The organism is Mesorhizobium sp. B2-3-6 (assembly GCF_006442305.1).
Taxonomy (GTDB): Bacteria; Pseudomonadota; Alphaproteobacteria; order Rhizobiales; family Rhizobiaceae; genus Mesorhizobium.
Genome location: NZ_VFVW01000001.1, coordinates 1,170,414 through 1,189,683 on the forward strand (window position 1 = coordinate 1,170,414; position 19,270 = coordinate 1,189,683).

General features: G+C 62.3%; 16 protein-coding genes. 8 read left to right on the plus strand and 8 right to left on the minus strand.

Annotated features, from left to right (window positions below):
* Window positions 1-410 precede the first annotated feature (410 nt).
* The 8 genes from FJ953_RS05620 to FJ953_RS05655 all read left to right on the plus strand — a co-directional run bounded on the left by FJ953_RS05620 (window position 411) and on the right by FJ953_RS05655 (window position 10,016).
* Window positions 411-1,904, plus strand: a complete 1,494-nt coding sequence (locus FJ953_RS05620) for an FAD-dependent monooxygenase (RefSeq protein WP_140623448.1) — start codon at window positions 411-413, stop codon at window positions 1,902-1,904.
* Between the two features lie 150 nt (window positions 1,905-2,054).
* Window positions 2,055-2,789, plus strand: a complete 735-nt coding sequence (locus FJ953_RS05625) for a FadR/GntR family transcriptional regulator (protein WP_140520979.1) — start codon at window positions 2,055-2,057, stop codon at window positions 2,787-2,789.
* On the plus strand, window positions 2,786-3,973 hold the full coding sequence (locus tag FJ953_RS05630; RefSeq protein ID WP_140518291.1) for a PLP-dependent transferase: 1,188 nt from the start codon (window positions 2,786-2,788) through the stop codon (window positions 3,971-3,973). The genes FJ953_RS05625 and FJ953_RS05630 overlap by 4 nt, the downstream gene beginning before the upstream one ends.
* A gap of 29 nt (window positions 3,974-4,002) precedes the next feature.
* Entirely contained in the window at window positions 4,003-5,280 is a 1,278-nt protein-coding gene (locus FJ953_RS05635) for a sugar ABC transporter substrate-binding protein (protein WP_140623450.1), read from the plus strand.
* 180 nt (window positions 5,281-5,460) lie between these two features.
* Entirely contained in the window at window positions 5,461-6,384 is a 924-nt protein-coding gene (locus FJ953_RS05640; protein ID WP_140623452.1) for a sugar ABC transporter permease, read from the plus strand.
* On the plus strand, window positions 6,384-7,232 hold the full coding sequence (locus tag FJ953_RS05645; RefSeq protein ID WP_140501552.1) for a carbohydrate ABC transporter permease: 849 nt from the start codon (window positions 6,384-6,386) through the stop codon (window positions 7,230-7,232). Before FJ953_RS05640 ends, FJ953_RS05645 begins: the two co-directional genes overlap by 1 nt.
* Window positions 7,233-7,235: 3 nt before the next feature.
* On the plus strand, window positions 7,236-8,303 hold the full coding sequence (gene ugpC / locus FJ953_RS05650) for a sn-glycerol-3-phosphate ABC transporter ATP-binding protein UgpC (protein ID WP_140623454.1): 1,068 nt from the start codon (window positions 7,236-7,238) through the stop codon (window positions 8,301-8,303).
* 573 nt (window positions 8,304-8,876) lie between these two features.
* Window positions 8,877-10,016, plus strand: coding sequence for a hypothetical protein (locus FJ953_RS05655; RefSeq protein WP_140623455.1), 1,140 nt, complete (start codon window positions 8,877-8,879; stop codon window positions 10,014-10,016).
* 288 nt (window positions 10,017-10,304) lie between these two features.
* Here the strand turns inward: FJ953_RS05655 and rpmG are convergent, their stop codons facing one another.
* The 8 genes from rpmG to FJ953_RS05695 form a co-directional block, all read right to left on the minus strand.
* A complete protein-coding gene (gene rpmG / locus FJ953_RS05660; protein WP_006201775.1) occupies window positions 10,305-10,472 on the minus strand; it encodes a 50S ribosomal protein L33 in 168 nt (55 codons plus the stop codon).
* 151 nt (window positions 10,473-10,623) lie between these two features.
* Window positions 10,624-11,082: a hypothetical protein gene (locus tag FJ953_RS05665; protein ID WP_140501560.1), complete on the minus strand. Its 459-nt coding sequence runs from the start codon at window positions 11,080-11,082 to the stop codon at window positions 10,624-10,626.
* 149 nt (window positions 11,083-11,231) lie between these two features.
* Window positions 11,232-12,407, minus strand: a complete 1,176-nt coding sequence (locus tag FJ953_RS05670) for an MFS transporter (protein ID WP_140501562.1) — start codon at window positions 12,405-12,407, stop codon at window positions 11,232-11,234.
* 23 nt (window positions 12,408-12,430) lie between these two features.
* Entirely contained in the window at window positions 12,431-13,171 is a 741-nt protein-coding gene (locus FJ953_RS05675) for an NUDIX domain-containing protein (protein WP_140518285.1), read from the minus strand.
* A gap of 73 nt (window positions 13,172-13,244) precedes the next feature.
* Window positions 13,245-13,691 (minus strand): DUF983 domain-containing protein, encoded by a 447-nt coding sequence (locus FJ953_RS05680; RefSeq protein ID WP_140525403.1) that lies wholly within the window; start codon window positions 13,689-13,691, stop codon window positions 13,245-13,247.
* Window positions 13,691-16,009 carry a ribonuclease R gene (gene rnr, locus FJ953_RS05685; RefSeq protein WP_140623456.1) on the minus strand — a complete coding sequence of 773 codons (2,319 nt, stop codon included), beginning with the start codon at window positions 16,007-16,009 and terminating at the stop codon, window positions 13,691-13,693. Before rnr ends, FJ953_RS05680 begins: the two co-directional genes overlap by 1 nt.
* A gap of 6 nt (window positions 16,010-16,015) precedes the next feature.
* The gene (topA, locus tag FJ953_RS05690; RefSeq protein ID WP_140623457.1) at window positions 16,016-18,637 is read right to left on the minus strand and encodes a type I DNA topoisomerase; all 2,622 of its coding nucleotides are present in this window, start codon (window positions 18,635-18,637) and stop codon (window positions 16,016-16,018) included.
* Window positions 18,638-18,983: 346 nt separating this feature from the next.
* On the minus strand, window positions 18,984-19,270 hold a 287-nt coding region (locus FJ953_RS05695), incomplete at its 5' end, for a hypothetical protein (protein WP_140623458.1).

Sequence of the window (19,270 nt, forward strand, 5' to 3'; positions counted from 1 at the left end):
GCCACGGACAGAGCGACGCCGGCACGAGGACAGACAGCCGGGTCGATCAAAAAATACCCCATGATGCTCAGGTCCGCCGCATCTCCTGGGTCCGTGGGGTCGGCCGGCCGGCGCTGGCACATAGTGGCCTCCTCGTACCGCTGCCAAACGCCGACCGGCCCCCTTTCAAAATAGCATCAGGATTCTGCGCCAACCTCTGGATATCAGGAGCTTTTTGCGCACAGGATATCGACAGCATTTGGACTGTAAAAGGCGAGCCACGATGTGGAGAGCTGCGGCGCACGCTCTCTTGCCATCCGGCGGAGGGCGTTGCTCCTCACTTCATACATATGGCGCCCAAGGGGCTTGCTTCAAGCCCGGGTTCCTCCCGTAAAACCGCGGCCCTAGCCAATAGGAGCGGAGTGACGGGAATGCGTGCACCGACAGATGGATCGCGTCGAAATCATGCGGTGATTGTCGCCGGGGGCGGCCCGACAGGATTGATGCTGGCAGGCGAACTCGCATTGGCGGGCATCGACGTCGCCATTGTCGAGCGGCGCCCGACCCAGCAGCTGATTGGCTTGCGCGCGGGTGGCCTGCACGCACGCACAATCGAGGTGCTCGACCAGCGCGGGATCGCCGACCGGTTCCTCTCCCAGGGGCAATGCTTCCCGACCGTCGGCTTCCACATGATCCGTTTGGACATCAGCGACTTTCCCAGCCGGCACAACTATCTGCTGGCGCTGCGGCAAAACCACATCGAGCGGATATTGGCCGACTGGATCAGCGAATTGGGGGTGCCGATCCATCGCGGACAGGAAGTCACGGATTTCATGCAGGACGACAGTGGCGTGGATGTGGGGCTTTCCGATGGCCGACGGATGAAGGCGCAGTACCTCGTCGGATGCGACGGTGGACGCAGCACGATCCGCAAGGCGGCGGGCATCGAATTCGCTGGATGGGATCCGACGATGAGCTGGATGATCGCCGAGGTCGAGATGTCGGAAGAACCGCCATTGGGCTTTCGCAGCGACGCCCACGGAACCCATGCGATAGGCAAGATCGAGGACGGCGACCGGTTGGGCATCGTGCTGACCGAGAAACGACTGATCATCGGTGGTGAACCGACATTGGACGATCTCCGCGAGGCGCTCACCGTTATCTATGGCACCGATTTCGGCGTCCACAGTCCGACCTGGCTCTCTCGTTTCACCGATATGACGCGCCAGGCTGCCGCTTACCGCGACAGACGTGTCCTGCTGGCCGGCGACGCTGCGCATATCCATCCCCCAATGGGCGGACAGGGCCTCAACATCGGCGTGCAGGACGCGGTCAACCTGGGATGGAAGCTGGCCCAGGTCGTCAAACGGGCATCACCGGACAGCCTGCTCGACAGCTACCATGCCGAGCGCCATCCGGTCGCCGCCCGTGTGTTGCGCAACACGATGGCACAGGTCGCGCTTCGGCGCATGGATGACCGCACCAAGGCTCTGGGCGACACCATTGCCGAACTGCTCGGCATGGACGAGCCTCGCAAACGCATCGCGGCCGAAATGTCCGGCCTGGACGTTCGTTACGGCTTGGGCGAGCGCCATCCGTTGCTTGGGCGGCGAATGCCCGATCTCGATCTGCTCACCGCCAGCGGGCCGGTGCGGCTGTTTACCTTGCTGCATCATGCCCGGCCGGTGCTGATCAACCTCGGCACGCCCGGCATGCTGGACATCAAGCCATGGGCGGATCGGGTCCAGCAGGTCGACGCCGTGTACGACGGCGACTGGGAGCTGCCAGTTCTCGGGGCCGTCGCCAGGCCCGTCGCGGTGCTGATCCGCCCGGACGGGTACGTGGCATGGGTTGGTTCCGGAAGCCAACAGGGACTGGCCGATGCGCTGACCACCTGGTTCGGGCCGCGCGTTGATGTGGCGTAGCAGGGTCGAGGCCGGCCTGGCGCATCGCCCGCAAACGCGTGCTTGTCATGCGTTGCGAGCTTTTACGGTGCTAGGTCTCCTGACATCCCGTTGACAGGAGGTACCATCTGTGCAGAAATTGGTTGGACCATTGGACCACTTGGAACGCGCGTGGATCAAAACAGCCTGCCACCTATTCAGACGACGGCGCGTGACGACGCCGTTCTGAAGGCGTTGGTAGGCTTTGTTCGTGCCGAGGCCCTCCAGCCGGGCGAGCGGCTGCCAACGGAACGCATCCTGGCCGAGCGGCTGAAGGTCAGCCGCAACACGGTGCGCGAGGCGCTGACGCGCTGGGAAGGGCTCGGCCTGGTCGAGCGCCGGCAAGGCAGCGGCACCTATCTCAAGGCAGCCGTTTCGCCGGACATGTTGCATCTGCCGCTGACGCTTGCGGGCGGCAACGACTTCACCAGCCTGATGCAGACGCTTGAAATCCGTCGCGCGCTGGAGGCGGAAGCCGCCGCCCTTTGCGCCGAACGCGCGAGCCAGACCGATATCGCCGAAATCGAGCGCAAGCTCGACATCATGGAGCAGGCGTTCCGCACGCGCGAGGGCATGTCTTCGGAAGAGGACTGGGAGTTCCACCAGGCGATCTACAGGGTTTCCGGCAACCCGCTGTTCGAACAGATCATCGCCGCCATGCACGAATTGTTCCACCGCTTCTGGGAGCATCCGCTGGGCGTGCGCGATTTCGGCCACGCCAGTTTTCCCTATCATCGGACCATTTACGAGCGCATCGCCGCGCGCGACCCGCACGGCGCCCGCGGCGAGGCGCTCAAGCTGATCGCCACCGTCGAGGACGATCTGAAGCGCGGCGCCGCCAAACTCAAACTTTCGAGCCAGACATGAACGAGCATCCCTCAGGTTTCGATCACGACTATCTTGCCGAGGCGGCGACGCTTCTGGCGCATGACGAACCTTTCCCCGGTGGGGCGGTGGTGCCGCCGATCTACCAGACATCGCTGTTCACCTTCGCCAACTATGCCGAGATGGCGGATACTTTTGCCGGCAAACGGAAGCAGCCGATCTATTCGCGCGGCGACAATCCGACGGTGATGGAGTTCGAGGCACGCGTCGCCGCGCTCGAGGGCGCCGAGGCCGCGCGCGGCTTTTCCAGCGGCATGGCGGCGATCAGCGCCACGGTGCTCGCCTTCGTCGGCGCCGGCGAGCGCATCGTTGCGGTGCGCAATTGCTATGGTGATGCCTATCGGCTGTTCGAGCGGCTTTTGCCACGGCTCAACATCAGGGTCGACTATGTCGACGGCTCCGATCCGGATGCGGTGGCGGCGGCCCTTCCGGGCGCCAGGCTGCTTTATCTGGAGAGCCCGACCTCGATGATGTTCGAGTTGCAGGACCTGGCTCACCTGACCCGGCTGGCGAAGGAGCAGGGCATCGTCACCACGATCGACAATTCCTGGGCGACACCGGTGTTCCAGAAGCCGATCACGCATGGCGTCGATCTGGTGCTGCATTCGGCTTCGAAATATCTCGGCGGCCATAGCGATACGGTCGCCGGCGTGGTGGCAGGCTCGGCCGCCCACATCAAGCACATCAACGAGCAGACCTATTCCTATCTCGGCGGCAAGCTTTCGCCCTTCGAGGCCTGGCTCTTGCTGCGCGGGCTGCGCACGCTGCCGCTGCGCCTGCCGCATCACATGAAGAGCGGGCTTGCCATCGCCGAGCGGCTGAAGGCGCATGGCAATGTCGAGCGCGTCAACCACCCCGCCTATTCGAACCATCCGGGCAAGGCGACGCTTGCTGGTTACGCGGGGTTGTTCTCCTTCGAGGTCACCGAGGACATCGACATCCCCGTCTTCGTCGATGCGTTGAAATATTTCCGCATCGGCGTGAGCTGGGGCGGCCATGAGAGCCTGGTCGTGCCGGCCAAGGCGTCGCTGGAGCAGACGCCGGGACTGAATTCGATGGCGCGCTTCGGCGTCAGCCCCCGAACAATCCGCTTCAATGTCGGATTGGAAAGTGTCGAGGACCTGTGGGCCGACGTGGCGCAGGCCTTCGAAAAAGCCAGAAAATAACAAGCCGCTTCAAAATGGGAGTCTTGAAGATGAAAAAACTGACCGTCATGCTTGCCACAGCCGCGGGATTGGCGATTTCCGCCGGAAACGCGCTGGCCGATTCGACCCTGAAAATGGTCGAAGTCATCACCAGCCCGCCGCGCACGGAGTTCCTGAAGAAGCAGATCGCCGAATTCGAAAAGGCCAATCCCGGCATCAAGGTCGAGCTGATCTCGCTGCCCTGGGGGCAGGCTTTCGAAAAGTTCCTGACCATGGTGCAGGCAGGCGATACGCCCGACGTGGTCGAGATGCCGGAACGTTGGATGGGCCTCTACGCCAACAACGCCCAGCTCGAGGATCTCGGCCCGTACATGGCCAAGTGGGACGACGCCAAGACGCTCGGGGAGCGCGCCAAGCAGTTCGGCTCGACCGTCAATAACACCCAGTTCATGATCCCTTACGGCTACTATGTGAACGCGCTGTTCTGGAACAAGAAGCTGTTCAGGGAAGCCGGCCTCGACGGCCCGCCGGCCACGCTCGACGAGTTCGTCGCCGATTCCAAGAAGATCTCGGCGTTGCCCGGCAAATACGGCTACTGCCTGCGCGGCGGGCCCGGCGCCTTCAATGGCATGCACATGTTCATGAACATCGCCGCCGGCAAGGGCGGCTACTTCAACGAAGACGGCACCTCGACCATCAACGAGGAGGGCTCGGTCAAGGGCCTGCAGATGCTGGCCGACATGTACAAGCAGGGCCTGGCGCCCAAGGACGCGGTGAGCTGGGGCTTCAACGAAACCGTCACCGGCTTCTATTCCGGCACCTGCGCCATGCTCAACCAGGATCCGGACGCGCTGCTCGGCATCGCCGACAAGATGAGCGCCGACGACTTCGCCGTGGCGCCGCTGCCGGTCGGGCCGAGCGGCAAGTCCTATCCGACGCTCGGCTATGCCGGCTGGGCAATGTTCGCCAATTCGCAGCACAAGGACGACGCCTGGAAGCTGATGGCGACGCTGCTCTCGCCCAAGGACAATCTGGAATGGGCCAAGGAAGTCGGCGTCGTCCCGATCCACAACGGCGCCGACCAGGATCCGCATTTCAAGACCGAGCAGTTCAAGGGCTGGTTCACGGAGCTCAGCGACAGCGCCAAGTATGAAATGGTGACGCCGCCGACGCATCTGGAGAATCTCGGCAATTTCGTCGACCAGGTGGCGATCAAGAATTTCCAGGAAGTGCTGCTGGGCCAAAAGACGGCCAAGGAGGTTGCCGACCAATGGGCCGCCTTCCTGACCAAGGAACAGCAGGACTGGATGGCGAAGAACAAGAAGTAGTTTTTCTTCCTTCTCCCCGTTCACGGGGAGAAGGTGGCCCGATAGGGCCGGATGAGAGGCGGCGCTACGTTCTGTCAGCCTGGCGCTGCCCCTCATCTGCCTGCCGGCATCTTCTCCCCGTATACGGGGAGAAGGGTGCTGTCGCCTTCGCCGGCACCCACTCACCACTGTTGAGCCCAAATGACCTATGCCGTTTCCGAAATACGACCCGCCGGGAGGCCGCGCCGCAAGCGGCTGACGCACGCTGCCACCGAACCCTGGTTTTATCTCAGCCCGGCGATCATCCTGCTGGTCGTGGTGCTTTTGGTGCCGCTGGTCATCGGCATCAGCTATTCGTTCCGTAAGTTTTCGGCCTTCAAGTCGGAATATGTCGGGCTCGGCCAGTACCAGGCGATGCTGTCGGATGCCGTGCTCGGCCAGGCGCTGGTCAATACGTTGTGGTGGACGCTCTCCAGCCTGTTCTTCCAGTTCTTCCTCGGCCTTGGCCTGGCGCTGCTGCTCGACAAGCCGTTTCGGGGCCGCAAGGTGGTGCAGGCGCTGGTGTTCCTGCCCTGGGCGGTGCCGTCCTTCCTGTCGGGCCTGACATGGGCATGGCTGTTCAATCCGATCATCGGGCCGCTGCCGCACTGGCTGTTCGCGCTGGGGCTGAAGGCCGAGCCGACCAACGTTCTCTCCGATCCCTCGACCGCCATGTGGGGGCCGATCGTCGCCAATGTCTGGTTCGGCATCCCGTTCTTTGCCATCACGTTGCTGGCGGCACTGAAATCCATTCCCTCGGAACTGCATGAGGCGGCAGCGATCGACGGCGCCTCGCCCTGGCAACGCTTCACCAAGGTGACGCTGCCGTTCCTGGCGCCGACCATCGCCATCACGGTGATGCTGCGTACCATCTGGATCGCCACTTTCGCCGACCTAATCTTCGTCATGACCGAGGGCGGGCCGGCCGGGTCGACCAACACGGTGCCGGTCTATATCTATGTCAGCGCCTTCAAGTCGCTGGACAAGGGCTACGCATCGGCGGTTGCCGTGCTGCTGCTCGTCCTGCTCATTGCCTATGCGATCGCGCTGATCGCCATCCGCCGCTCCCTGGTGAGGCACGTCTGATGATTGCGGGACGCTCATCTTCGCAGCGCTTCTTCGGCGGCGTCGGGCTCTATGCGGCCATCGCGGCCTATGTGATCTTCGCCCTGTTCCCGATCTTCTGGACGCTGAAGATATCGGTTACGCCGGAACGGCTTCTCTATTCCGAAGGCATCACCTTCTGGCCGTCGCAGATGACGTTGCAGAACTTCGTCACCGTGCTCGAGGCGACCGACTTTCCGCGCTATTTCCTCAACAGCGTCATCGTCTCGGTTTCGACGGCTGCACTGGTGACTGTCATCGCGACGCTTGCCGGCTATGCCATGTCGCGCTTCACCTTTCGCGGCAAGGCGGCACTGGCGCTGATGCTGCTTTTGACCCAGACTTTCCCGCTAGTCATGGTCATTCCACCGATCTATCGCGTGATGGGCCAGATCGGCCTGATCAACAGCCTGACCGGGCTGATCATCATCTACACCGCCTTCAATACCGCGTTTGCAACCTTCCTGATGCAGTCCTTCTTCGACGGCATACCGAAGGACCTGGAGGAGGCGGCGATGATCGACGGCTGCACACGCGCGCAGGCGATGCGCCGGGTGATCGTGCCGCTGACGCTACCCGGCATGGGCGCCACGCTCGGCTTTGTCTTCACCGCTGCCTGGAGCGAACTCCTGTTCGCGCTGATGCTGATCTCCAGCGATGACAAGAAGACCTTCGCCGTCGGCCTGCTCACCTTCATCGGCAAGTTCGCCGTCGACTGGGGGCAGATGATGGCGGCGTCGATCCTGGCGCTGATTCCGGTCTGCATCTTCTTCGGCTTCCTGCAACGCTATCTCGTCACCGGCCTCACCGCCGGCGCCGTGAAGGGATAATCGATGGCTTCCGTTACGCTGGAAAAAGTCCGCAAAGACTATGGCGCCGTGCGTGTGCTGCACGCGGTCGACCTCGACATCGCCGACGGCGAGTTCGTCGTCCTCGTCGGTCCGTCCGGCTGCGGGAAATCGACGCTTCTGCGCATGATCGCCGGTCTGGAGGAGGTTTCCGATGGCGAGATCCGTATCGGCGAGCGGCTGGTCAACGACGTCGCGCCGAAGGACCGCGACATCGCCATGGTATTCCAGTCCTACGCGCTCTATCCGCATATGGACGTGTCGAAGAATATGGGCTTCAGCCTGATGCTGAGGAAGGCAGAAAAGCAGGCGATCGACGCGCGGGTCGACGGCGCCGCCAGGCGGCTTGGGCTGGACAATTTTCTGCAACGCCTGCCGCGCCAGCTTTCCGGCGGCCAGCGCCAGCGCGTCGCCATGGGCCGGGCCATCGTGCGCGATCCCAAGGTCTTTCTTTTCGACGAACCGCTTTCGAACCTCGACGCCAAGCTGCGCGTGCACATGCGCGCCGAGATCAAGGCGCTTCACCAGCAACTGAAGACCACATCGGTCTATGTCACGCATGACCAGATCGAAGCCATGACCATGGCCGATCGCATCGTCGTCATGCATGACGGCGTCGTCCAGCAGGTCGGCGCGCCGCTCGACCTCTATGACCGGCCGGCCAACATGTTCGTCGCCGGATTCATTGGCTCGCCCGGCATGAATTTCCTGCCGGCGAGTGTTGAGAAGGGCGGCAAGGCGGATGCCGTGCTGTCCGATGGCCAGAAACTGCGATTGCCGGATGGCCTGCCGCTCAGGGAAGGCGATGCGGTTACCGTCGGCTTGCGGCCGGAGCATATAAGGCTGGCGGATGACGGCCCGCTGCAAGGCGAAGTGGTGGTGGTCGAGCCGCTCGGCCTCTCGACGCAGTTCTACGTCAAGCTGGCCGGCCAGCAGCTTTGCGTGTTCGCCATGGGCCGCGCCGGCGTGAAGCCTAGCGAGACGGTGCGGCTATCGGCCGATCCGGCGGCGCTGCATGTTTTCGACCCGAAAAGCGGCGACCGGGTAGGGTAGGGGCGCCGCCGCCGAGCGGCCACTCTGTTGCCCGCTGGGCATATTCTAACCATACGGCCTTTTGGCGAGTCGAAACTTGCTTCACCCGGGCCAACCGCTTTGCGGAGCCACATTAATAGAAACCTCCTCCTGCCGCCATCATGTGGCGTCCTTTCATCAATCAGTTTGGTTCTTGAATCGCCGCAACGCGGCGGGGGGGAGATTTATAATGCCTGCGAATAACAACTCCGCCGACGCTCGTATCACTGAACCATGCCGCGAGAATGACCAGCCTAGGCCGGTGAACCGGTATGTCAGAAGACGGCTTCCGTCTGCCATCACGCTCGGAGACCGGAGAATTGCTTTCATACGCAGCGAAATCACGGAACAGATTCAGTCGCGAATTGACGCCTAGCGGACAGCGAGGGCAGCAGTATCAAGCCACGCTCTATCCCAGGGCGGCCGGCAAAGCAGCCTAAATCTCTTTGAACTCCACCGTCCGCGGCGGGATATGAGCTAGGCTCAGCCGTTTGGTATTCTTGATTTCTGGTCAACTGCCGCCCTACTTTGGGCCATCATCAGGGACCTAGACGAATGATCTCGGTTTGCGGATACATCGGGGCGGTGATCGGTTGGAAGGCGCTCGAAAATGCCGGCGACATCCTAGATAAGATCGGCGAGACGCTGTTTGGCGGACGTTATAAAGCGATCTACGAGGACGTCGCATCCAAGCTGCGCGCTCATACAGGCGCGGTTCCAGCAAACCACGATTTGGAGCACGCCATTCGACTCAGTGAACTCACCTCTTCACTCGTGATGGTGCGCATGTATGTCGATACGCAAGAGGCCGACCAGTTGCGGCTTGGCGGACGGCCGCCGGAGCGTCGCGCGAGGATTCAGTTCGCTAGTGCCGCGCGCCGCTATCTGCATAAGCAGATCGGATTGGGCGGGCCATTCAAGCTAGAATCCAACAAGGACGTTGTCGATGAAATAGAGACAAACTTGGACGGCGCGCTATCGGCTCGCGACTTTGCAGCGGTCCAGGCGAGTCTGGATGCAGCGTGCAAGCGCGTTCTGCGCGATCTCATCGCTGGAACGGAGCAGGGAAAGGACCAACTGGCCGTTCCTGCCGATTTCGCGTCATTTTTTCGTGGAAAGGCGACAGATGATGAGCCGGGCTGGGCTCTTATTTTCCTTGCCTTCATGCGGGAGGCATTGAAGCAAAATCACAAAGCGGAGGTCGCCTTCATCGCGTCTCGCCTTGGATATTTGCGCAATTCGCTACCGAAACTCGAAGCCAAATTTGACCAATTTTTGCAGATAGCGAATTCGATAAAGAACGACACATCTGATATTAAAGATGATATATCTAAAATCCTAGCGATAGTTCAGAGACGTGAGTCTTATGTAATTGGAGGAATTAATTTTGAATTCCCCATTAAAATTGAAATAGCCATAAATGATCGTGGAGAGCTTATCATTTTCCACAGTCGGCCGTTTAACGATGATTTGTCTAAACTCGAATTCAATATGGACGAAAATCGACTCTCTCTAATCATGATTAAAGGATTCTCTTGTAATATACCAATACGATCTGAGTTATCTGTGTTTATGAGAAAGTCTACTCAGGCTCTAATGGTGCTTGTGAACGAGGAAGGTGGAAATCTAGTCGAGGGTGACTACGTGCCATTGCATGTCATGAAAAGGTACTTGGAACCACTTTCTTGTGGCTAGGGCAAAGCTGCGTAGAGACAAATTCTCTGGATCCTTGCTGAGGCGCCATGGCTTTTGTCGTGGAGATTTATGCGGTGACGACGCGCACGCCTTTCGCGGTTTATGAGAGCCGCTCGACAAGGCCCCTGCCTCACGCGGGCTTTGTGACTATAGCAGCCCTATCGGTAGCGCGATCCATTATGTTGGCCGTTATGCTGGGTTTGACTACCATCCAATGAAATCAATGCTTTAGGAACAAAAAACGCCGCCCGATGGGCGGCGTTTCGGCATTCTTTTGGAAAAACCAGATTACTTGATCTTGGTTTCCTTGAACTCGACGTGCTTCTTGGCGACCGGGTCGTATTTGCGGAACGACAGCTTGTCCGTCTTGGTGCGGCTGTTTTTGCTGGTCACGTAGAAGAAACCGGTGTCGGCGGTCGACAGAAGCTTAATCTTGATGTTTGCGGCTTTGGCCATGGTATCAGTCCGTTTGTTCGTGGGGTTTTGGCCGCTGGAGCACGGGAAAACACCCGGACGCGGGAAACTTGCCGCGACACATAAAGAACGCGCCCGGAAAGTCAAGCCCGACGCGCCTTGCGGCCGTCACGGAAGCCATGCCTGTCGGCATTCACACGTGTTCCGCCTCCAGAACGATGGTTTTCTTCCAGTCTCCCGTGGTGTTCCACCAGCGATTCGGATTGGCGCGGTCGTCCAGTCCCTTGGAACGGCTGGCAAGGACCGGCTGAATGCGGATCACCGGTTCCTGGTAGCTGTGCGCTTGAAAGATCGCTTCGACGACGCGCGCCGCCAATTCCTGGTCATCGGGTAGTTCGAACGAAACCTCGACCGTGCCGGGGCGCCGCCGCAATTCGGTCTCGGCGCCGGCGGCTGCGCCGTCAAGTGGCCGGTAGCGCTCGATGCCATGCGCCGACTGGTAGGCGTTGCGGTCATATTTACCCATGGCCAGCGGCGCCAGCGCCACCACGGCGTCCATGATGCGGTCGACATCCGCGGCCGGCGCCTGGAAAGTGACAAGCAGGAGCAGCGTCATCCGCAATGATGTGGTTTCAAAGCCGCTGTCGATCATCGGAGTCTCCTCAACTTCAGGTGTTTTGAGGTCTCCGTATAAACCGTGGCTGCTGACACGGTTCTGTCAGCAGCCAGTCATCCGGGGGTAGCCAGTTATGGGCCAGCCGGTAGTGGGCGATCGTGAATCCGGTTTGCGCCGGTGGCGGCTTACAAGATCTTGCGGACCAACCTGACGCTGGCAAGAACCATGTAGGCGGCGAAGAACAGGCCGAGCGACCAGCCGAAGCCAGAGGGACCGAACGCATCCATGCCGATGCCTATCGCCTGCGGGCCGAGCACCATGCCGACGCCGTAGCACAGCACGAAGGCGGCATTGGCCGAAGCCAGCTCATGGCCGGAAAGCTGCGAGCCGAGATGGGCGAGGCCGATCGTGTACATGGCCGCGACCACGCCGCCCCAGACGAACAGAAGGCCCGCCATCAGGTGCCAGTTGCCGGCCAGATGCGGCATGAAGATCGTACCGGCGAGTCCGACAGTGGCGCACGCCAGAAGCAGATAGCGGCGGTCCGAGACGCGATCGCTGATCATGCCGATCGGGATCTGCAAGAGCACGTTGCCGAGGCCGATCATGGTGAGCAGCAAGGCTGCGTCGGCTTCGGAATAGCCGATGCGGTTGCCATAGACCGGAAACAGGGCGAAACCGCCGGTTTCGACAGCGCCGAACACCAGAACGGCGGCGGTCGCGGTCGGCACCAGCCAGATGTAGCGCAGGAAATTGCTGGTTTCGCCGTCGGATACAATCGTCGGGCTCTCGTTGCGCGCCGCCAGCACCGGGATCGCGGCCAGCGCCACCAATGCGATGATGACTCCGAACGGCCTGAAGCCGGAGCTGCCGAGATGGGCGAACAGCCACGGCCCCGCGGCAAAGCCGAGCGACAGCACGGTGGCGTAGATGCCGAGCACAAGACCTCGCCGATGCGGCGGCGCCGAGGTGCTGATCCAGAATTCGGACAGGATGAACAGCACCGTCAGCGCGATGTGCAGCACGACGCGCAGCGGAAACCACATCCAGAAATCGGGTGCGAAGTGGAAGCCGACGAAGGCCAGCGCACCGGCGGCAATCATGGCGATCATCGTCCAGGCGACGCCGAAGCGCATGGCGAGCGGCGTGGCCAGAGGGGCGCCGGCGATCGAGGCCAGGCCGGCGACTGCCGTGTTGAGGCCGATCATCGAGGCCGAATGGCCGCGCGTTTCCAGGATGACGCTGAGCAGCGGCATGCCGAGGCCGATGGCGATGCCGACGACGCTGATCGACGAGATCGCCGCCACCATCGGCAGCCAGTGTACGCGCTCGTCGCCCTTTGGTTGGGTATCGACCGTCATGTTATGTCTGAATACTCGATGTTCTACAGAATTTCGCGGGTGAAGCGGTTGCGGACAAGCCGGTAGAAGGGCACGGGACCGCCCGGACGCAACAGCGGATCATGGGCGAGGCGGCTTTCCAGCTCGTCCAGGATCATCCGGGTGATGTCGGGAATGTCGGCTTCCCTGGCCTTGGCAAGCGGCAGCCAGACCAGTTCCTCGAGCTCGTTGGTCGGACCGCCGCCCGTCAGTTCGACGGCGACATCATCGCGCCAGGCGCAGAAGAAGCGGGTGTCGAAGCGGCGCACCCGGTTGGGCGGCGTGATGGCGCGCGCAATGAAGCGCAGCATGTCCAGGGCAGGTTGCACCCCATGTTCGGCAAAGCCTTGCCAATCAGACCTTGTCGTGGCGAAGGCGCCTTTGCGACCAATCAGCAGCCCGGCTTCCTCATAGGTCTCGCGGATGGCCGACAAGGCGATGGCGCGGGCACGCGCCTCGCTCGTGCGGCCGGGGCCGGCGATGAGCTTTGCTTCCTGCTCGGGATGCAGCGCGGTGGCGGTGGGGATGCGGCTGTCCGCCGGGTCGGTACGGCCGCCGGGAAAAACGAACTTGCCTGGCATGAAGGCATGACGGGCATGACGGCGACCCATCAGGACCCGCGCATCGTTGCCCTTGCCGTCGAGCAGGATCAGGGTCGCGGCATCGCGTGGACGAATCGCCCGGCCGCCATGCGTGGCCAGACCCTTGTCGATCCTGTCGACGTCCGCCTTGGTCATTCCTTCCATGCGCAGGACCTAGCGGAAACGTCTTGCATGCGAAAGTAGCCTTGACGGTTGGCATGTTGCGCCAGGCAGCACCTCAGGCACCGGGATGGGGTTCAGCCACGTCGTGTTCGCCAGCAAAACCGTGCATATAGAATGCCCATTGCAATCCGATGACGGCACCTTTCACCGGCTGCAGCAGGGCAACCGACAGCAGGATCGTCAAGGGTACCCAGATGGCGATGTGCTGCCAGGTGGAAAGGGTCGACGTCGCCTCCACGCCCATGAAGGCGCCGAGCACGATGTGGCCGACGATGACGATGACCAGATAGGCGGGCAGATCGTCGGCGCGGTGATGGTGTATCTCCTCGCCGCAGACGCTGCATGTCTCGACGGTCTTGGTGAAGCCGCGAAACAGCTTGCCTTCGCCGCAATGCGGGCAGCGGCCGAGCATGCCGCGCTTCATCGCCGTCCACAGCGGACGCGCGACCCGGCCCGAGTGATGTTCACCGCCGAAAACCTGTTCTTCCGTGCCTCTTGCCATCATCGTCTCCTGCCACGCGAGCCTGGGCGCGATTGTGACGCACGGGCGCGGCCTTTTGCCTTGTGAAACGACCTGACGAAGCCAGGCAGGGGCTTCGGGTCGGTCAACATCTCAAAGCGCATCGCGCCGGCCATCGGCGCCACTTCGACGAGACGGACCTCGACACGGTCCGCCAGCTGATAACCCTTGCCCGAGCGTTCTCCGTAGAGCGAGCGGGCCGTTTCGTCATATATATAGTAATCGCCGCCCAGAGTTGACACAGGGATGAAACCATCCGCGCCATACTGCGGCAATTGGACAAATAGTCCCGATTTGGTGACACCCGAAATGCGGGCGTCGAAACGGTCGTCGATGCGCTCGGCGAGATAAGCGGCGATCAGCCGGTCGACCGTGTCGCGTTCGGCCGCCATTGCACGGCGTTCTGTGCCGGAAATCAGCACCGAAACATCCTCGAGCCGCGCTTCCTCCTCCTGCGTCAGGCCCCCTGGGCCTAGACCGAGTGCGGCGATAAGCCCGCGGTGCACGATGAGGTCGGCGTAACGGCGGATCGGCGAGGTGAAATGCGCATAACGGTTCAGGTTGAGGCCGAAATGGCCGATGTTCTTGGGCGAATATTCGGCCTGGCTCTGCGAGCGCAGCACCACCTCGTTGACCAGGCCTTCATTGTCGGCGCCGCGCACGCGCTCGAGAATGCCGTTGAACTGGGCGGGCCGCATCTGCGCACCGCGCGCCAGCGACAGGCCCAGGGTCTGCAGAAATTCGCGCAGCGATTCCTGCTTGGCCAGCGAGGGCGCGTCGTGGGTGCGGTACACCAGCGCCTGCTTCTTCGCCTCGAGTGTCTCGGCGGCGGCGACATTGGCCTGGATCATGAATTCTTCGATGAGCTTATGGGCATCGAGCCGTTCCGGCACGACGACGCGATCGACAGTGCCGTCGGGCTTCAGCAGGATCTTGCGCTCGGGCAGGTCGAGTTCGAGCGGCTGGCGGCCATCGCGTCCGCGCTTGAGGACCGCATAGGCATCCCATAGCGGCTTCAGCACTGCGTCGAGGATCGGCCCGGTCTTGTCGTCCGGCACGCCGTCGATCGCCGCCTGCGCCTGTGGGTAGGCGAGCTTGGCCGCCGACTTCATCATGACGCGATGGAAGGAATGCCTGACCTTGCGCCCGTCCGCCGAGAAGGTCATGCGCACGGCCAGTGCCGGGCGATCCTGGCCTTCGCGCAGCGAGCAGAGATCGTTGGAGATGCGCTCGGGCAGCATCGGCACGACGCGATCCGGGAAATAGACCGAGTTGCCGCGCTTCAGCGCTTCACGGTCGAGTGGAGTGCCGTAGCGGACGTAAGCAGCCACGTCGGCGATGGCGACCGTGATGACCACGCCGCCGGGGTTCTTCTCATCGAGATCGGGCGTAGCGAACACTGCGTCGTCGTGGTCCTTGGCGTCGGCCGGGTCGATGGTGACCAGCGGCAGTTCGCGCCAGTCCTCGCGGTTGGCCATCGTCGCAGGCTTGACGGCTTCGGCTTCGGCGATGACGTCGGCCGGGAAGACATGCGGAATGTCATGTGCGTGGATGGCGATCATCGAGACCGCCTTTTCGCTGGTCAGCGAGCCCAGCACGTTGAGCACTTTTGCTCTCGGCAAGCCATAGCGCGAGGCCCGGGCGGGCTCGACCTCGACGAGATCGCCGTTCTTGGCTCCGTTCTGGAATTCCTTGTCGACGATCAGTTCGGGTTGCCGGCGCTCCACCGGCTCGATGCGGAAGCTGCCGTCCTGAAGCACCCGAAAGACGCCGAGAACGGCATCCGTGCGCTTCTCGAATATCTTCATCACCCGCCCTGTGTAGGCCGGGCCGCCCAAGGCGACATTCGTGTCGTCGGCGGGAAAGGTCTTGGCCAGCACGCGATCGCCAATGCCAGGCGCCGGTCCGCCGCCACTGCGCGACAGGCGGATGGAAACGATGGGGGGCGGTCCATTGGCGGTGTGTTCGGTGGGACGCGCCAGCAGCACGCCGTCGGCGTCGCGGTCGAAAATGTCGAGCACCGTGACATGGGGCAGGGCGCCAACGCGGGCCAGGCGCTTACGCTCCTTGGTCAGGACGCCTTCGTCCTGCAGGTCGCGCAGGAGATCCTTCAGCCAAATGCGGTCCGGGCCGAGCAGCGCGAACGCCTTGGCGATGTCGCGTTTTCCAGCGCGATCCGGATTTTCGGCGATGTAGCGCAGGATTTCGTCACGCGAGGGCCTGTAATCGCCCTTGACCTTGGCCGTTGTGTCGGCGGTGCGCGGGTCGCCGTGGGTTGGTGCGGAGATCCTGCGCGCCACGCCGTTCTATCCCTTTTTCCTGGCGGCAGGCTTCTTGGCCGCCGTCTTCTTGGTAGCGGGCGCCTTGGCCGCCGCCGCTTTGCGGAAAGGCTTCTTGCCGCCGCCGCCCTTGGCTTCCTTCTCGGCGATCAGCGCCAGCGCATCCTCCATCGTCACCGATTGCGGATCCTTGCCCTTGGGCAGCGTGGCATTGACCTTGCCGAAATTGACGTAAGGCCCGTACTTGCCGTCGCGCACGACGATCTTGCCGCCGCCGTCGGGATGATCGCCAAGCTCCTTGAGGGCTGCCGCAGTGCCGCCATTGCGGCCGCCCTTGCCCTTCAACTGCTTCTCGGCGATCACCGAAACGGCGCGGTTGAGGCCGATCGAGAACACATCCTCGATGCTGTCGAGATTGGCGTAGGTGCCGTCATGCAGCACGAAAGGCCCGTAGCGGCCAAGCCCTGCCGAGATCATCTTGCCGGTTTCCGGATGCTTGCCGACATCGCGCGGCAGGGAAAGCAGGGCAAGCGCCTTCTCATGGTCGATCGAATCGGGCGTCCAGCCCTTGGGCAAGCTGGAACGCTTGGCTTCCTTGCCGTCGCCACGCTGGATGTAGGGGCCAAAGCGGCCGCTGCGCAGCGTGATCTCCTCAGCCGTGTAGGGATCCTTGCCGAGCACCTTGGTGCCGTCCTCGCCGCCGCCATTCTCGCCATTGGGATTGGACGCGTCGCCGAGCTGGCGGGTGAAGGAGCATTCGGGATAGTTCGAGCAGCCGACGAAGGCGCCGAACTTGCCGAGCTTGAGCGACAAATTGCCGGTGCCGCATTTCGGGCAGATGCGCGGATTGGAGCCGTCCTCCCGGGCAGGGAAGACCAGAGGCGCCAGCTCCTCGTTCAGCGCATCGAGCACGTCGGTGACGCGCAGTTCCTTGATGTCGGCCACGGCGCCGGAAAAATCCTTCCAGAAATCGCGCAGAACGTCCTTCCAGGCGAGCTTGCCGTCGGAGATCTCGTCGAGCTTTTCCTCGAGCGATGCGGTGAAATCGTATTCGACGTAGCGCTCGAAGAAGCTTTCCAGGAAGGCCGATAGCAGCCGGCCCTTTGCCTGCGGCACAAGCCGGCGCTTGTCGATGGTGACATAGTCGCGGTCCTCGAGCGTCTTCAGGATCGCCGTGTAGGTCGACGGCCGGCCGATGCCGAGCTCCTCCAGCTTCTTGATCAGCGAAGCTTCGGAATAACGCGGCGGCGGTTCGGTCGTGTGCTGAGTGGCGTTGATCGCCTGGCGGGCAAGCTGCTCGCCGGCGCGGATTTCGGGCAGGCGGCGGTTTTCCTCGTCCTCGGAATCATCGTCCTTCTGATCGGTATAGGCGGCGATGAAACCGTCGAAGCGCACGACCGAACCGACGGCGCGCAACTCGGCCGTGCGAGCACCGTTGACCGCCTCGATCTCGACCGTGGTGCGTTCGATCTCCGCCGGCTGCATCTGGCTGGCGATGGCGCGCTTCCAGATCAATTCATAGAGCCGCATCTGGTCGGCATCGAGATATTGCCTGACCGATGCCGGCGTGCGCATGAAGTCGGTCGGGCGGATCGCTTCGTGCGCTTCCTGGGCGTTCTTGGCCTTGGTCGTGTACAGGCGCGGCTTTTCCGGCAGGTATTTCGGGCCGAATTCCTTGGCGATGGCATCGCGTGCGGCATCGATCGCCTCGGGCGCCATCTGCACGCCGTCGGTTCGCATATAGGTGATCAGGCCGGTGGTCTCGCCGCCGATCTCCATTCCCTCATAGAGGCGCTGCGCCACCTGCATCGTGCGGTTGGCCGAAAAGCCGAGGCCCGACGAGGCGGCCTGCTGCAATGTCGAGGTGGTGAAGGGCGGGCCCGGATTGCGCTTGGTGGGTTTTGCCTCGACGGACAGCGCCTTGAAGGCCGCGCCCTCGAGCATGGCCTTGATGTCGTCGGCCTGCGCCTTGTTGGCGATGTCGAGCTTTTGCAATTTCTTGCGCTCGAAAGCGGTCAGGCGCGCCTCGAAATTTTCGTTGCGCGGCGTGCCGAGGATGGCAGCGATCTGCCAGTATTCCTCGCGGATGAAGCGTTCGATCTCGGATTCGCGGTCGCAGACCAGCCGCAAGGCGACCGACTGCACACGGCCGGCGGAACGGGCTCCGGGGAGCTTGCGCCACAGTACCGGCGAAAGAGTGAAGCCGACGAGATAGTCGAGCGCCCGGCGGGCGAGATAGGCGTCGACCAGCGGCGCATCGATCTGGCGCGGATTGGCCATCGCCTCGAGCACCGAGCTCTTGGTGATGGCGTTGAAGACGACGCGGCTGACCGGCTTGTCCTTCAGCGCGCGCTTCTGCCGCAAGACTTCCAGAACGTGCCAGGAGATGGCCTCGCCCTCGCGGTCCGGGTCGGTGGCGAGGATCAGGCCGTCGGCGTCCTTGACCGCCTTGGCGATGTCGGCGAGGCGCTTGCCGGATGCCGTGTCGACCGCCCAGGACATGGCGAAATCCTCGTCCGGTCGCACCGAGCCGTCCTTGGCCGGCAAATCACGGACATGGCCGAACGAGGCCAGAACCTTGTAGTTCTTGCCGAGGTACTTGTTGATTGTCTTCGCCTTGGCCGGCGATTCGACGACGACGACGTCCATGAGGGCTCATATCAGCTGTGATGCGGCAGAAGAATTCCGCTGCGCGCGACGAAATCTCGGTTCTGTTCGTCGCTCACATGGCCGCGCTTTTGCATCCGGTCAAGGGGAAGCGGCCAAATTGCAAGAGTGCCGGCAGCAATACACTCTAAGAGTGTATGGAGAAGATCACATTGTTGAGGGGTAACTAAGACAAATGGCTGGAGCGGTGAGGAGCGGCTCAAATTGGCGCCGATGAGGTCGCCGGCGACCCTGTGGACCGAGTCAAATGCCGCGCCAGCGCGTCTGATGCGGACTGCCAGGCGTTGAAGGCACGCCCGGCAGCAACGTCGAAGTCAAAGTGGCAGCCTTAGTCGGCCTTGACGATATGCCAGACGCCGCCGACGCCATCACCCGACACATCGCCGGCCTTCTTGTCCTTGATGAATGTGTAGACGGGCTTGCCGTCATAGGCCCACATCTTGGTGCCGTCGGTGCGGTCGACGACGGTCCATTCATCGTCCGCCTTGGCGCCGGTCTCGGCCTTCAGCGGCGGCCAGTTTGTGGCGCATTTGTCATAGCAGTTGGTCTTGCCCTTCTCGTCCTTGTCATAGGTATAGAGCGTCATGCCGTTGGCATCGGTGTAGATCTTGGTGC

What these genes read in the sequence shown, in the direction of transcription:
- FJ953_RS05620 (WP_140623448.1), top strand. Translation starts at nt 411, where the DNA reads ATGCGTGCACCGACAGATGGATCGCGTCGAAATCATGCGGTGATTGTC.
- FJ953_RS05630 (WP_140518291.1), top strand. Translation starts at nt 2,786, where the DNA reads ATGAACGAGCATCCCTCAGGTTTCGATCACGACTATCTTGCCGAGGCG.
- FJ953_RS05635 (WP_140623450.1), top strand. Translation starts at nt 4,003, where the DNA reads ATGAAAAAACTGACCGTCATGCTTGCCACAGCCGCGGGATTGGCGATT.
- FJ953_RS05640 (WP_140623452.1), top strand. Translation starts at nt 5,461, where the DNA reads ATGACCTATGCCGTTTCCGAAATACGACCCGCCGGGAGGCCGCGCCGC.
- FJ953_RS05645 (WP_140501552.1), top strand. Translation starts at nt 6,384, where the DNA reads ATGATTGCGGGACGCTCATCTTCGCAGCGCTTCTTCGGCGGCGTCGGG.
- ugpC (WP_140623454.1), top strand. Translation starts at nt 7,236, where the DNA reads ATGGCTTCCGTTACGCTGGAAAAAGTCCGCAAAGACTATGGCGCCGTG.
- FJ953_RS05655 (WP_140623455.1), top strand. Translation starts at nt 8,877, where the DNA reads ATGATCTCGGTTTGCGGATACATCGGGGCGGTGATCGGTTGGAAGGCG.
- rpmG (WP_006201775.1), bottom strand. Translation starts at nt 10,472, where the DNA reads ATGGCCAAAGCCGCAAACATCAAGATTAAGCTTCTGTCGACCGCCGAC.
- FJ953_RS05665 (WP_140501560.1), bottom strand. Translation starts at nt 11,082, where the DNA reads ATGATCGACAGCGGCTTTGAAACCACATCATTGCGGATGACGCTGCTC.
- FJ953_RS05670 (WP_140501562.1), bottom strand. Translation starts at nt 12,407, where the DNA reads ATGACGGTCGATACCCAACCAAAGGGCGACGAGCGCGTACACTGGCTG.
- FJ953_RS05675 (WP_140518285.1), bottom strand. Translation starts at nt 13,171, where the DNA reads ATGGAAGGAATGACCAAGGCGGACGTCGACAGGATCGACAAGGGTCTG.
- FJ953_RS05680 (WP_140525403.1), bottom strand. Translation starts at nt 13,691, where the DNA reads ATGGCAAGAGGCACGGAAGAACAGGTTTTCGGCGGTGAACATCACTCG.
- topA (WP_140623457.1), bottom strand. Translation starts at nt 18,637, where the DNA reads ATGGACGTCGTCGTCGTCGAATCGCCGGCCAAGGCGAAGACAATCAAC.